15 protein-coding genes are annotated in these 13,545 nt (G+C 69.3%); 7 read left to right on the top strand and 8 right to left on the bottom strand.

Features of this window, described 5'->3' with window-relative positions:
* Positions 1 to 204 precede the first annotated feature (204 nt).
* From VXM69_RS35835 to VXM69_RS35825, 3 genes are all read left to right on the top strand, one after another.
* Positions 205 to 468 (top strand): HPr family phosphocarrier protein, encoded by a 264-nt coding sequence (locus VXM69_RS35835; RefSeq protein WP_034190042.1) that lies wholly within the window; start codon positions 205 to 207, stop codon positions 466 to 468.
* A gap of 65 nt (positions 469 to 533) precedes the next feature.
* On the top strand, positions 534 to 755 hold the full coding sequence (locus tag VXM69_RS35830; protein ID WP_034190041.1) for a hypothetical protein: 222 nt from the start codon (positions 534 to 536) through the stop codon (positions 753 to 755).
* A gap of 220 nt (positions 756 to 975) precedes the next feature.
* Positions 976 to 1,515, top strand: coding sequence for a GNAT family N-acetyltransferase (locus VXM69_RS35825; protein WP_367190719.1), 540 nt, complete (start codon positions 976 to 978; stop codon positions 1,513 to 1,515).
* Positions 1,516 to 1,546: 31 nt separating this feature from the next.
* On the opposite strand, the gene VXM69_RS35820 is transcribed toward VXM69_RS35825, so the two are convergent.
* Positions 1,547 to 1,768, bottom strand: a complete 222-nt coding sequence (locus VXM69_RS35820; protein ID WP_034190039.1) for a hypothetical protein — start codon at positions 1,766 to 1,768, stop codon at positions 1,547 to 1,549.
* 600 nt (positions 1,769 to 2,368) lie between these two features.
* Here VXM69_RS35820 and VXM69_RS35815 point away from each other — a divergent pair.
* Entirely contained in the window at positions 2,369 to 3,079 is a 711-nt protein-coding gene (locus VXM69_RS35815; RefSeq protein WP_059561100.1) for a response regulator, read from the top strand.
* Between the two features lie 87 nt (positions 3,080 to 3,166).
* Here VXM69_RS35815 and VXM69_RS35810 read toward each other — a convergent pair whose 3' ends face one another.
* The 6 genes from VXM69_RS35810 to VXM69_RS35785 all read right to left on the bottom strand — a co-directional run bounded on the left by VXM69_RS35810 (position 3,167) and on the right by VXM69_RS35785 (position 9,862).
* A complete protein-coding gene (locus VXM69_RS35810) occupies positions 3,167 to 4,768 on the bottom strand; it encodes an efflux transporter outer membrane subunit (protein WP_367190718.1) in 1,602 nt (533 codons plus the stop codon).
* A gap of 1 nt (position 4,769) precedes the next feature.
* Positions 4,770 to 6,362: a DHA2 family efflux MFS transporter permease subunit gene (locus tag VXM69_RS35805; protein ID WP_367190717.1), complete on the bottom strand. Its 1,593-nt coding sequence runs from the start codon at positions 6,360 to 6,362 to the stop codon at positions 4,770 to 4,772.
* Positions 6,363 to 6,450: 88 nt separating this feature from the next.
* Entirely contained in the window at positions 6,451 to 7,839 is a 1,389-nt protein-coding gene (locus VXM69_RS35800; protein WP_367190716.1) for an HlyD family secretion protein, read from the bottom strand.
* Positions 7,840 to 8,189: 350 nt separating this feature from the next.
* Complete coding sequence (locus VXM69_RS35795) at positions 8,190 to 8,672, bottom strand: DUF1641 domain-containing protein (RefSeq protein ID WP_367190715.1); 483 nt, start codon at positions 8,670 to 8,672, stop codon at positions 8,190 to 8,192.
* Positions 8,673 to 8,725: 53 nt separating this feature from the next.
* Positions 8,726 to 9,205, bottom strand: coding sequence for a BON domain-containing protein (locus tag VXM69_RS35790; protein ID WP_034190034.1), 480 nt, complete (start codon positions 9,203 to 9,205; stop codon positions 8,726 to 8,728).
* A 156-nt stretch (positions 9,206 to 9,361) separates the two neighbouring features.
* Positions 9,362 to 9,862: a low affinity iron permease family protein gene (locus tag VXM69_RS35785; RefSeq protein WP_034190033.1), complete on the bottom strand. Its 501-nt coding sequence runs from the start codon at positions 9,860 to 9,862 to the stop codon at positions 9,362 to 9,364.
* 18 nt (positions 9,863 to 9,880) lie between these two features.
* Between VXM69_RS35785 and VXM69_RS35780 the strand changes: the two genes are divergently transcribed.
* Positions 9,881 to 10,012, top strand: a complete 132-nt coding sequence (locus VXM69_RS35780) for a hypothetical protein (RefSeq protein WP_260449317.1) — start codon at positions 9,881 to 9,883, stop codon at positions 10,010 to 10,012.
* A gap of 20 nt (positions 10,013 to 10,032) precedes the next feature.
* Here VXM69_RS35780 and VXM69_RS35775 read toward each other — a convergent pair whose 3' ends face one another.
* A complete protein-coding gene (locus tag VXM69_RS35775; RefSeq protein WP_034190032.1) occupies positions 10,033 to 10,416 on the bottom strand; it encodes a DUF305 domain-containing protein in 384 nt (127 codons plus the stop codon).
* A gap of 125 nt (positions 10,417 to 10,541) precedes the next feature.
* On the opposite strand from VXM69_RS35775, the gene VXM69_RS35770 reads away from it, so the two are divergent.
* On the top strand, positions 10,542 to 12,359 hold the full coding sequence (locus tag VXM69_RS35770; RefSeq protein WP_367190714.1) for a thiamine pyrophosphate-requiring protein: 1,818 nt from the start codon (positions 10,542 to 10,544) through the stop codon (positions 12,357 to 12,359).
* Between the two features lie 168 nt (positions 12,360 to 12,527).
* Positions 12,528 to 13,535 carry a cytochrome c oxidase subunit II gene (gene coxB / locus VXM69_RS35765; RefSeq protein WP_367190713.1) on the top strand — a complete coding sequence of 336 codons (1,008 nt, stop codon included), beginning with the start codon at positions 12,528 to 12,530 and terminating at the stop codon, positions 13,533 to 13,535.
* Positions 13,536 to 13,545 lie beyond the last annotated feature (10 nt).

Here is a 13,545-nt window from a genome sequence, read left to right as displayed (position 1 = left end):
TTATAATGCAATACACATATTCTGACCGATGCATTATAATCCTCGACTTCACGATATTCAGCGAACTTGAAGGCAGCTTTACTGAGGATGTCTGCAAGTTCGCACCGGATCGCGCGCCGCGCTCCCGCGGAAAACCGCGAAAGCCCGGCCCGACGGTGCACGCCGCACATCGATCCCGCCCCCGTCCGGAGGATTTCCAGCATCGTGGCAACCGTTGTGTACGTTCAGATCGGCTCGGCGTGGAACCGCAACCGCGGTGCCGCCGCCCGCGACGCAACCGCCGACGCAGCGCGCCGCTTCGAAAGCGACATCCTGCTGATCGCGAACGGGCTCAGCGGGAACGCGAAGGACAGCGCGGCCATCGCGTCGCTGCAGGTACACGGCGGCACGTCGGCCCAGGTGCTGGCCACCGGGCCCGATGAAGAAGCCGCGCTGCACGCGCTGCTGCCGCTGCTCCAGGCGCGCTGATGCTTGCGCCACCCGTCTCGCGGCATTGCGCCGCGCCCCCCGAATCTCCACTCCCCGAGGAAGCGATGAGCGATACCGACATGTCCAACACCCCCAACCTGTCCGCCTCCGCCATCTGGGCGCTGGAACGCCTCGCCGATGTCCGCTACGGACGCGATGCGCCGGCACTCGGCTGGTCGATCGCGCGGGAGCTCGTCAGCGCCGGCTTCGTCAGTCATCCGGTGCATGGCCGCTCCGGCGCGTCGATCACGGCCGAAGGGCGGACCTTCCTGAAAAGCCGGAAATAGGCCGCCGCCCGCGAGCGGCCTTGCCTTGCACGGGAGGAGCCCGATTGCCGGTTGCGGCCGCACGGGGTTCCACGGCGGGGATGCCCGCGGCCATGCGGATTGCCCGTTGCATCGGGCAACAGCGGCTGCACGTCGCCGCCACCGCCGCGCAGGGGTTTTGATATGATTTCGGCGCCTTGACGGCCTGGTTGTTCTGTTCAACCCTGTTCCGGAAACCTCGATGCCGCCGGTCTCTTCCCCGCCCGTTCTCGACACGCCCCGCCTCGTCCTCGAAGGCCATCCGCTCGGCGACTTCGACGCGCTTGCGGCGATGTGGGCCGAGCCGGCGGTCGTCGCGCACATCTTCAACGGCCAGCCGTCCGCGCCGCGCGATTCGTGGATGCGCCTGCTCGCGTATCGCGGGCTGTGGCCGCTGCTCGGCTACGGCTACTGGGCGATTCGCGAGAAGGCGTCAGGGCGCTATGTCGGCGATCTCGGCTTCGCGGATTTCCACCGGAACATCGAGCCGTCGGTGCGCGGCGTGCCGGAAGCCGGCTGGGCGCTCGCGTGCTGGGCGCACGGCAAGGGCTATGCGACCGAGGCGCTCGCGGCCGCGCTGGCGTGGCTCGACGGGCAGCAGCGCTTCGAGCGCAGCGTGTGCCTGATCGCGCCGACCAACGTCGCGTCGATCCGCGTGGCGGAGAAGGCCGGGTATGGCGAACCGGAACGCATCCGCTTCAACGACGCCGATTCGTTGCTGTTCTCGCGCAGGCGTCGATAGGCGCGAATACCGCGTTAATCCGGCGGCCGCCTCACTCCGCTGCCGGTTCGTAGAAATGCCTGAAAAGACTGTCGTCCATCGGCCAGCAGTTTCCGCATTCATCGAGCAGGATCCAGTCGCCCGGCTTCACCGTGCGCCAGCCTTCCGGCGTCGCGATGGCCCAAACGCCGTGACGGCTCTTCACCCGGTCATGATCGCCGTCGGCGAACCACCGTGTTGCATCGACATAACTGGTGCGTTTTCTGAATCTCATGCCATTTCCAAAGGAAGCGAATATCCGCTTCGTGTTGCCGGACGGGAAACGGATCGGGTGCCCGCGCGGAAAGCGCGGCTCGAGGCGGCGGTGCCGCCTTCGGCGCGATGATCCCCGCGTGGATTTCGTGTGGCGCGACCCGGCTCCCCGCCCCGCGCACCTGCAACGAATCGCGATCCGTCCGGCGCGCGCGACAGGTGCCGAAATTGTAGGGACGGATACTCGGCGACATTGGTAATATTTTGTAATGATATGTCGAGTAACCTTGCCTGGCCTCGGTTTCGCCCATACAGACGACGGTGGGAACAACGGATTTTCCGCAAACGTTTTCGTCTGAAGGATGCCCGATCACGCATCCTCGCCGGCCCCGCGCCGGCTATCGCGCCGACCGTTTCGGCCAAACGTGCGTCTGCACGCCGACAGCCATTCGCCGCTTCGCCAGGCAGCGGCGGTCCCCCCATCGATACGCTCACCGAACGAATCAGATTTCGTCACATTCCGTCGGAATGTCGCGCAGTACCATGCACGTCGCGTCGGCTACCCCGCGTTCGGACTGGGCCTGACCGCTCGCCACTTTCCCGTTTCCCCCCTCGTTCCGCGATGCCCATCCGAATCCTGCTCGTCGAAGACGACGTCCCCCTGTCCGCGCTGATCGCCGACTATCTGCGCCAGCATCATTACCAGGTGGACACGCTGTCCGACGGCACGGGCGCGGCGACGACGATCATCGCGAGCCGCCCGGACCTGGTGCTGCTCGACATCAACCTGCCGGGCAAGGACGGCTTCGAGATCTGCCGCGCGGCGCGCACGCAATACGACGGCATCCTCATCATGATGACGGCCCGCGACGAACCGTTCGACGAGTTGCTCGGCCTGGAACTGGGCGCCGACGACTTTCTCCGCAAGCCGGTCGAGCCGCGCATCCTGCTCGCGCGGATCAAGGCGCAGTTGCGGCGGGCACGCCCGCAGCCGGCCGACCGCGGGCCGGAATCGCCGCAGCGGTTCACGTTCGGCAAGCTCTCGATCGACCGCACGGATCGCCGCGTCCACCTTCCCGACGGCAGCGTGCCGCGCCTGACGTCGACCGAATTCGACCTGCTGTGGGCCCTTGCGTGCCGCGCCGGCGAAGTGGTCAGCCGCGCCGACCTGACGTTGCTGCTGCGCGGCATCGCGTTCGACGGCCTCGATCGTTCGATCGACGGCCGCATCTCGAAGCTGCGCCGCAAACTGCGCGACGACGCGACCGAGCCTAAACGGATCAAGACCATTCGCTCCAAGGGTTATCAGTTCAGCAAGCACGCGTGGGAGTGATTCGCTGCGCGCGCAACCATGCGGCGTTGCACGGTGCTCGGGCCGCGACGTCCGGCATGCGCCCGCGGCTGCCGCACGTGTGCCGGATCAGCGTCCGGCCTGCCATCCGCCGCCCAACGCCTTGTAAAGCGCGACGAGGTCGGTCGTCGTCTGCAGGGTTCCCTGCTCGGCGTCTTGCCGCCCCTGCGACCACTGCCGTTCGGCATCCAGTACGTCGAGGAACGGCGACAACCCCTTCCGGTAGCGATCGCGCGCAAGATCCAGCGCCCCCTGTTCGGCCTTCACCGCATCGTCGAGCGCCGCCGCACGCGCCTGGTCGGTGCGATACACGGCCAGTGCATTGTCGACGTCGCGCAGCGCGACGAGCACGGCCTGCCGGTAGGCCAGTGCGGCTTCGGCCTGGCGGGCCTGCGACAGCCTCAAGTTCGACACGAGCGCGCCGCCGGAAAAGATCGGCAGCGAAACGGCCGGCCCGAACGCATAGAACAGGTGCGACCAGTGCGCCAGCTCCCGCACGTGCGACGCGCGCAGGCCGACCTGCCCCGTCAGCGAAATGTCCGGATAGAACTGCGCGACCGCGACGCCGACGTCGGCGGTGGCCGCATGGAGGTCGGCCTCCGCCCGGCGGATATCGGGGCGCCGGCGCGCGAGCGTCGACGGCAGGCCGACGGGCACGGTCGGCGGCACGCCGGGCAGCGTGGCCGGCGCGGCCAGCCAATCGTCGAGCGCGCCCGGCGCGCCGCCGACCAGATACGCCAGGCCGTTGCGCAGCAGCACGATCTGCTGGTCGAATTGCGGCAGTTGCGCGCGGATCTGCGCGAGCCGCGCCTCGGCCGCCCGTACGTCGAGGTCGCTCGCGAGCCCGTGCGCGGCTTGCTCGCGCGTCAGGTCGAGCAGTTCGCGCTGCGCGCGCTGCAGGTCGTCGGCCAGTGCGCGTTGCGCCTGCGCGCCACGCAGTTGCAGATAGGTCTGCGCGACTTCGGCTTCGAGCGACAGCAGCGCGTCGTCGCGGCTCGCGACCGCCGCACTCGCCTGTGCGCCGGCCGCCTCGACCGAGCGGCGCACGCGCCCGAACAGGTCGAGCTCCCACGATGCATCGAACCCGGCCTGCCACAGGTTGACCGGCGCCTCGAGGGCATCGAGCACGCCGCGCGCGCCTTGCCGCACGCTCGCGCCAGTCCCGGGCCCGAACCGGTCGAGCGGCGAGCCCGGTGCGCCGAGCCGGTCGACTCGCTGGTCGATGCCCTGCTCCTCGACGATGCCTCGCAGGCCGAGTTGTTCGCGCTGGTAGCTTGCGTTCGCGCGCACGTCGGGCAGGCCTTGCGCGGCAGCCGCCCGAACCTGCGCGCGAGCCTGCTCGATGCGCAGCACGGCGGCCTGCACGTCGAGGTTGTCGCGCGCCGCACGCTCGACGAGCCAGTCGAGCTCCGGATCGCCGAACGCATGCCACCAGCGGGGATCGGGATCCGCATCGGTTACCGGCGCGGAGCGCGCCGCGACGTCCGACGCGGGCGCCGCCTGCCCGTCCGCCTGCATCGCATGCCAGGCAGGCGGAACCTCCGCGTGCGGCGGCTGGTAGTCGGGCCCGACGGTGCACCCCGATATCGTTGCGCATGCAAGGAATAGCATGGCGGCATCGCCCGCGACGGAACGAATCCGGCGGCGGCGGCTGTCGCGGCACGCACTCATCTCAATGCCCTCCCGCGCCGCGCGCGGCCTTCGCCGGCGAAAACAGGAACGTCAGCGGAATGCTGAACGCGCAGAACACCGCGAGGATCGCGAACACGTCGATATACGCGAGGATCGTCGCCTGCGCGATGAACGTCTCGTACAGCCGCCCGGTGGCCGTCTGCAGCGCGGCCGCCGGCCGCGCGCCCGTCAGCGCGCCGATCGCTTGCGCGTTCTGCTGCAGCGCGTCCTGGAAGTTCTGCGACAGCGGCGACATGTGAGTGGACAGATGCGCCATCCGCGCCTGCGTGCGCTCGCGGATCAACGCGGTCGACACCGAGATGCCGATCGAGCCCGCGACGTTGCGGAACATCGTGAACAGCGCGGACGCGTCGTCATTGAGCCGCTGCGGCACGGTCAGGTAGGCGAGCGTCGTGATCGGCACGAACATGAAACCGATCGCGAGCGACTGCGCGCAGCGGATCAGCACGAGATGCAGGTAGTCGATATCGGGCACCAGCATGCGCGAATAGACGAGCGCGCCGGACAGCAGCACGAAGCCGAAGCCGACGAGATAGCGCGTCTGCACGTGCGGCATCAGCCGGCTCACGACCGGGATTTCGAGCGTGATCAGCAACGCGCCGGGCGACAGCACGAGCCCGGCGAGCGTCGCCGTATAGCCGAGGTGCTGTTGCGCGAGCTGCGGCACGATCACCGCGCTGCCGTACAGCACGGCCGCGAACGTCGCGATCGTCACGCAGCCGAGGGCGAAGTTGCGATCGCGCAGGCACGACAGGTCGACCACCGGCTTTTTCGTGCGCAGCAGCCACAGCGTCGCGCCGACGAGCCCGAGCGCCGACAGCACCGCGAACACCCGGATGAAGGGGGAGCCGAACCAGTCCTCGTCCTCGCCGCGATCGAGCATCACCTGCAGGCAGCCGAGGCCGATCGCGATCAGCCCGATGCCGATGTAGTCGACGGAGATCCCGCGTTCGGCGCCGCGCCGCCACGGCGGATCCTCGACGAGCTGCATCACCGCGAGCACGGTCAGCGCGCCGATCGGCACGTTCAGCAGGAACACCCAGCGCCACGAGAAATGGTCGGTGATCCAGCCGCCGAGCGTCGGCCCCAGCACCGGCGCGACGACGATCGCGATCGCCGAGATCGAGAACGCGCGATTGCGCTGCGCGGGCGGAAACGTGTCGAGGATGATCGACTGCTGGTTCGGCTGCAGCCCGCCGCCGAACAGCCCCTGCAGCACGCGGAACACGATCAGTTCGCCGAGATTGGTCGCGACGCCGCAGAGGAACGAACACACGGTAAACGCGGCGATGCACAGCAGGAAGTAGCGCTTGCGGCCCATCAGGCGCCCGAGGAAACCCGAGATCGGCAGCACGATGCCGTTCGCGACGAGGTACGACGTGAGCGTCCAGGTCGCCTCGTCGTAACTCGCGGACATCGTGCCGGCAATGTGCGGCAGCGCGACGTTGACGATCGTCGTGTCGAGCACCTCCATGAACGCGGCGAGCGTGACGACGATCGCGACGAGCCACGGGTTCGCGGCCGGCCGCCATGCGTCGCCGGACGAAGCCGGCCGGTCGGGCGGCCGGTTCACCGGCACGCTCCGGGAAACGGCAACGACAGGCGGATGGCAGGCATGAGTCGATCGCTCCGGTCGAACCCGGCCGCGGCGCGGCGGCCGGTCATTTCAGGTACACGGTCGGTTCGACCGACAGGCCGAGACCGAGCGGCGGACGGGTCGGCAGCGGGCCGTCGAGCACGATCTTCACCGGCACGCGCTGCACGATCTTCACGAAATTGCCGGTGGCGTTCTCGGCGGGGAACGCGGAAAAGCGCGAACCGCTGCCGAGCTGGATGCTGTCGATGCGGCCGTGCAGGTCGAGATCGGGATACGCGTCGACCGACACGTCGACGCGGTCGCCGATGCGCATCCGTTCAAGCTGCGACTCCTTGAAGTTCGCGGTGATCCAGATGCGCGGCGTCACGATCGAGAAGATCGACGTGCCCGGCTGCAGGAACGAGCCAAGCTGCACGTTGCGGCGTGTGACCCAGCCGTCGGACGGCGCGCGCATCTCGCAGTACGACAGGTTCAGGTTGGCCGTGTCGAGCTGCGCGCGCGCCTGCAGCACCTGCTGGCGGCGTTCCTCGACGGCCGTCTCGGCCTGCCGGATCTGCTGCGGCACGAGGCTCGCGGTGCGCGCCTGCGCCTGGGCCATCGCGACGTTCGCGTCGGCGCTGGCGCGCTGCGCGTCGGCCGCGTCGATCGCCTGCTGCGACGTCGCGCGCGCATCGACCGCGCGCTGCCGCTCCTGCGCGGCGAGCGCCTGGCGGTAAGCCGCTTCCGCCGATTCGATCTGCGCGCGCGCCTGCCGGTACTGGGCCGGGTACTGCACGCGCGCGATGTCGAGCTGCACGCGCGACGCGTCGAGCTGCGCCTGGGCGAGACCGAGCTGCGCCTGCGCGGCATCGACCTGGGCGCGGTAGTCGCGCGGATCGATCTCGACGAGCACGTCGCCGCGCCGCACGAACGTGTTGTCGTCGACGGCCAGCCGCGTCACGTAGCCGGACACGTGCGGCGCGACCGCCACCGCGTTGCCGTCGGTGTACGCGTCGTCGGTGCTTTCCTGGTTGCGCGTCGCGAACCACCACACGAGCGCCGCGACGAGCAGCACGCACAGCACCACGCCGAGGATGATCAACGGTTTCTTGCCGGACCGCCGGCGTTCGCCTTCGCCGTTGTTGCCGTCGCCGTCGCCGCCGGTGCGGCCGCCGCGGTCGTCGTGCGGATGGCCATCGCCGCCACCGCCGCCCGGCGCGTCGGTCGGCTGATCGGCGCGGTGGCCCGGTGCAGGGCCGTCACGCCGGCCGCTGTCCGGCGAATTGCCGCCGTCGCCCGCGCGCGCGACGGCGGGCGGCATGGATTCGGCCGCCGTGAAGCGTGCCCGGCCCGACGTCGGCAACACGGAAGCGGCGCGTGTCGGAACGATCGCCGTGCGCGGGCTCGGACCACGCCGCAATACGACGCGCCTTCGCTCGCGAACGGACCACGGACACAGGATGGCATCGGACATCGAACAGGACTCCGGGCGGCGGCCGCATGCGCCATTGCACACGTCCGCCTCAAACCCGCCCTCCAGCAAACCGCGGGCCCGGCCCGGCTGCGATGGCGATCCCAATCGGCCATGCACTTGTCCTCTGTTCATCCGGTCCGCTGGGGCGCACCATGACATCGCCGATTTGGCTCTCCCCCGGCTCTCTCGACGAAGGTCGCGGCAGAAATGACAAGCCGTTGAAAAATCGCGGAGCGCGGCGGCGGCATGGGAACAGGGATACAGCAGTACGCGTCGCGGGGGATCGTCTCGAAGCTTTCAATCGCCCGTCTGTCCCGCACGATTCGAGGACGACGTTCGACCGGACACCGTCACGCGTCTTTCGTCGTCTCGTCGAACCCGGCAACCGGCGTCTGCGGCTCGCGCGCGAGCCCTTGCGCAAACACCTTCAATCCTTCGATCAACGGCGTCAGCGCATCCCACAGCGCTTCGTCGTGCAGCAGCCGGTAGACGCCGCGCACGCCGGGCGCGACATGCGGATGCCGCGCCGGCTGCCACGCGCCGACGTGATGCAGCGCGTCGGCGGCCGCGAACGCGGCGCGTCCGAATTGATCAGTCGGAATGCGCGACAGCGCCGTCAGAAGCACCGCGAGATTCTGCATGCCGCTCCGCATGCCGGGCTTGTCGAGCGCGTCGACGAACGTGTCGGCCAGCCGCGCGTTCGCGCTGACGACCTCGTTCGCGAAGTGCAAGTAGCCGTGACGGTGCAGGCTGCCGAGCAGATGTTCGAGGGCGTCGCGCGCCGTGGGCTCCGCAGGCGGAGGCGTCGTGTCGGGAGGCTGGCGTTCGGTCATGGGCTTGCTCCGGATGAGGCGTCGGGCTGCCGTGACGGGCAGCCGCGGTGGCATCAGCGCGAGTGGCCGTCGGGCGGCGCCTTGTACTCGCTGCGCGCGCCCATCGCGTCTTCGACGCCTTGCACGCCATGCAGCGCGGTCACGCCGTCGACGATCGCCTGTCGTTCGGATTCGTCGATCTGGCCGGTCAGGCGCACCTGTCCGCGCTCGACGCTCACGTCGACGTCGCGCGGGTGGCCGACGAGACGGCCGAGTGCCGAGCGTACGCGCTCGGCCACCTGCACGTCGCTCGCTTCGCCCGCAAGCCAGTCTGCCCGCAGGCCGGCGATCGTGCCGCGCGCATGCGCGGCCGCCCGCTTCGCCTGCGTGGCCGCATAGTCCGCCACGTCGTGACGGCCCGCAGCCGCCTTGTCGCGAAGATACGCGCGCCGCCGCCGGCCGGACGACGGATCGAGGAAGTACATCGCGGCCGCGCCGCAGGCAACGGCCACCGCAAGATTCAACACGGGATTCGAAGGCGTTCTGGAGTTCATGGAGGCACCGTGGGCAATACCCGGAACGACCGGGCTTCGTGAGGACGTCGAGCACATGCCGTTCCCCGCGCGCGTGCCGCGCATCCGCCGTCGCCACGCGATACGGCGACAGAAACGACAAGCGTTTGAAAAATCATCGGCGCGCACGCCGCCCGGTCACGATTCGGGCGGCGTGTCGGCCGTCGCCGGGCGGTTCGTGCCCGCTTCGTCTTCCCGATCCGCGGCCTGCTGCGCTATGTCGAGGTAGGTCTGCGCCATCGCGCGCAGTTCTGCTTCCGATGCGTCCTCGATCCCGATCAGCCGGTCGCTCGCCGCATGCGTGACGGCCAGGAGCTCGTCGAGCTTCAGGTGCAGCGCGACGCTGTCGCGGTTCTGGTTGCGCTGCAGCAGGAACACCATCAGGAAGGTGATGATCGTCGTGCCGGTATTGATCACGAGTTGCCACGCATCCGAATAGTGAAACACGGGCCCCGTGACGAGCCACAGCACCGTGATCGCCACCGCGCTGCCGAACGCGACCGGCGAACCGGCCCAGGTGGTCACGTGCGACGCGAAGCGTTCGAACGCGCGCGTGACGGGATGCCCGGCCTGCCCGGCGGATTTGCCGGCCTTGCCCGCGTCGCAACGCTCGGGCTGTGAGTCTTGGGATTCGCGCATGATGTCTCCGGCTATCGGATGTTGATCTGGTTGCGCACGCGGATTCCCGTGCCGCGTCCGGCCACGTCGGTCGCGCACGAAGCCGCCCGGGGTTCGGTCCCGTATCTGCGCATGACCGACGAGCATCACGCGTGCCCGCATCGCCGCTGAAGCCTTGCGGTCTTTACGGCTCACGGCGCGTTGCCATGCTCCTTCTGCCAGCGCTCCATCAGCGCGATCTCGTCGCGCTGCGCGGCGACGATCCGGCTGGCGAGCTGCCGCAGCGTCGGGTCCTTCCCGTATTTCAGCTCGACCTGCGCCATATCGATCGCCCCCTGGTGATGCGGCGCCATGTGCGCGACGAAATCGCGATCGGCGTCGCCCGTGTACCGCGCGGCGTCCATCGCGTCCATCATCCTGCGGTCGGCGCGCTTGAAAGCCTGCGTGGACGAGTCGGGCACGCTGGCCGGCTCGGCGGGGCGCAACTGTGCCGCAGCGGGCAGCGCCGACGCGCAGGCCGCGAGCATCAAGCAGGCGGCGCAACGGCGCGCGGATAAACGGTTGAATGCAGTCATGTGGCGCATCCTCGATAAAGGTTGACGGATCGTACGCGCCCACCGCATGCAACCGCTGTGCCCGGCGCGGCACATGCCTTGCGCGACAGCCGGCATCGGCTCATCGCGAATCAAGGAGAAACGGCATGGCGACAGTGGCGGATTTCATCGTCGAGCGGCTGTACGACTGGGGCGTGCGTCGCCTCTACGGCTACCCGGGCGACGGCATCAACGGTTTTTTCGGTGCGCTTAACCGCGCAGACGGCAAGATCGAATTCATCCAGGCGCGCCACGAGGAGATGGCCGCCTTCATGGCCTCCGCGCACGCAAAATTTACAGGCGAGCTCGGCGTGTGCGTCGCGACGTCCGGCCCGGGCGCGTCGCACCTCGTGACGGGCCTGTACGACGCGCGGCTCGACCACATGCCGGTGCTCGCGATCGTCGGCCAGCAGGCACGGGCGGCACTCGGCAGCCACTACCAGCAGGAAGTCGATCTTCCGGCGCTGTTCAAGGACGTTGCCGGCGGATTCGTCCAGATGGCGACGGTGCCCGGCCAGGTGCGTCACCTGGTCGACCGCGCGATACGCACCGCGCTCGGCGCACGCACGGTCACCGCGCTCGTGCTGCCGAACGACCTGCAGGAACTCGACTACGCGCCGCCGAAACGCGCGCACGGTACCGTGCACTCGGGCATCGGTTACACCGCGCCGAAAGTCGTGCCGTACGCCCACGACCTGCAGCGCGCGGCCGACGTACTGAACGCCGGCAAGAAGGTCGCGCTGCTGGTCGGCGCGGGCGCGCTGAAGGCGACCGACGAGGTGATCGCGGTGGCCGACCGGCTCGGCGCGGGCGCCGCCAAGGCGCTGCTCGGCAAGACTGCGCTGCCGGACGACCTGCCGTGGGTCACCGGCTCGATCGGCCTGCTCGGCACCAGGCCGAGCTACGAGCTGATGACCGAATGCGACACGCTGCTGGTCGTCGGCTCGGGTTTTCCGTACTCGGAATTCCTGCCGAAGGAGGGCCAGGCGCGCGGCGTACAGATCGACCTGAAGGCCGACATGCTGAGCCTGCGCTACCCGATGGAGGTCAACCTCGTCGGCGACAGCGCCGAAACGCTGCGCGCGCTGCTGCCGCTGCTGAAGGCGCGTGACGACACCGGCTGGCGCGAGCGGATCGCGACATGGAACGACGCCTGGCATGAGACGCTCGCGGCGCGGGCGGCCGCCAAGGCCATGCCGGGGCGCGGCGTGAACCCGCAGCGCGCATTTACCGAGCTGTCGCCGCGGCTGCCCGACGACGTGATCCTGACGAGCGATTCGGGCTCCTGCGCAAACTGGTATGCGCGCGACCTGATGATCCGGCGCGGGATGATGGGCTCGCTGTCCGGCGGGCTTGCGTCGATGGGCGCCGCAGTGCCCTACGCGATCGCCGCGAAGTTCGCGCATCCGGCGCGTCCGGTCATTGCGATGGTCGGCGACGGCGCGATGCAGATGAACAACATGGCCGAACTGATCACGGTCGCGAAATACTGGCGGCAATGGCCCGATCCGCGCTGGATCTGCATGGTGCTGAACAACGAGGACCTGAACCAGGTCACGTGGGAGCAGCGCGTGATGGAAGGCGACCCGAAGTTCGACGCGTCGCAGCAGATTCCGAACGTGCCGTACTACCGCTTCGCAACGCTGCTCGGCCTGAAAGGCATCTACGTCGACGATCCCGAACAGCTCGGCGCCGCCTGGGACGAAGCACTGGCGGCCGACCGGCCGGTCGTGCTCGAAGTCAAGAGCGATCCCGAGGTGCCGCCGCTGCCGCCGCACGTGACGCTCCAGCAGGCGAAGCACTTCGCCGAAACGCTGGTGAAAGGCGATAGCCGCGAAACCAGCGTGATCGTCGAAACCGCGCGGCAAGTGCTGTCGGCCGTACTGCCTGGCAACGGCGAGCACGGCGGCAAGGGCGGCACGTAACGCCGGCGGACGCAGGCGCCGAATTACAAGCCGGCTGTAACGCATCGGACGTTGCGCATGCAACCCGGCGGCGGCACCCCCGTGTCGATCGCACGCACGGAAATTGCTTGATCGCGGGTTGCCGCCATCCCGCCGCCGCAAGGAGTTGCGTTGCCCGTCCCGCCGCCCATGAAAGCGCGCCGTCTCGCGCGCGTCGCCGGATTCGCCTGCGCGGTCGCGCCGGCCGCCGCCTGCGCAGCCGCCGGGCCGCTGCCGCTCGCGTACGTCGTGCACGCGGCCGGGCCGGCCGCGCAGCCGGTGTTCGTGCTCGGCTGGGCGCTGCTCGCGCTCTGTACGTTCGTGTGCATCGCGATCGCGGTGCTGCTGCTCGTGGCGCTGTTTCGCCGCCGCGCCCCCGCGGGCCGCCCGGGCAGCGGCGTGACGTTCGTCGCGCTCGGCAGCGGCATCTCGATCGTGCTGCTGTTCGGCGCGCTCGTGTACATGCTGCGCGTGCTTGGCGCGGTGGCATCTCCACCGCATCCGCCCGCGCTGACGCTCGTCGTCACCGCGCACGACTGGTGGTGGGCCGCGCGCTATCCGGCCGACGCGAACGGCAGCGCATTCGTCACCGCGAACGAGCTGCACATCCCGGTGGGCGAGCCCGTCGCGATCGAACTGAACAGCGCCGACGTGATCCACGCGTTCTGGGTACCGCAACTCGCGGGCAAGACGCAGACGATCCCCGGCCAGACCAATCGCCAATGGCTCCAGGCCGACCGGCCGGGCGTCTATCGCGGACAGTGCTCGCAATACTGCGGCGCGCAGCACGCGCACATGGCACTGGAAGTGGTGGCCGAGCCGCCCGCCGCGTTTCGCGCATGGCTCGCCGCGCAGCGCCGCCCTGCTCCCGTGCCAGGCACCGACGCCGAGCGGCGCGGCCGACGCGTGTTCGCCGCGCGCTGCGCGGGTTGCCACGCGGTAAACGGCACCGACGCCGTCGGCGACGCGGGCCCCGATCTCACGCACGTCGGCTCACGCCGGCTGCTCGCGGCCGGCACGCTCGACAACACCCCCGACAACCTGCGCCGCTGGATCGCGCAGGCGCAGCAGATCAAGCCGCAATCGCTGATGCCGTCGATCGCGCTCGCGCCGCGCGACGCGGACGATCTCGCCGCGTATCTCGCCACGCTGCACTGAACGGAGAATG

It is taken from the genome of Burkholderia sp. Ed8 (assembly GCF_040761425.1).
Lineage (GTDB): Bacteria > Pseudomonadota > Gammaproteobacteria > Burkholderiales > Burkholderiaceae > Burkholderia > Burkholderia seminalis.
This window is presented reverse-complemented; position numbering and strand designations above follow the sequence as displayed.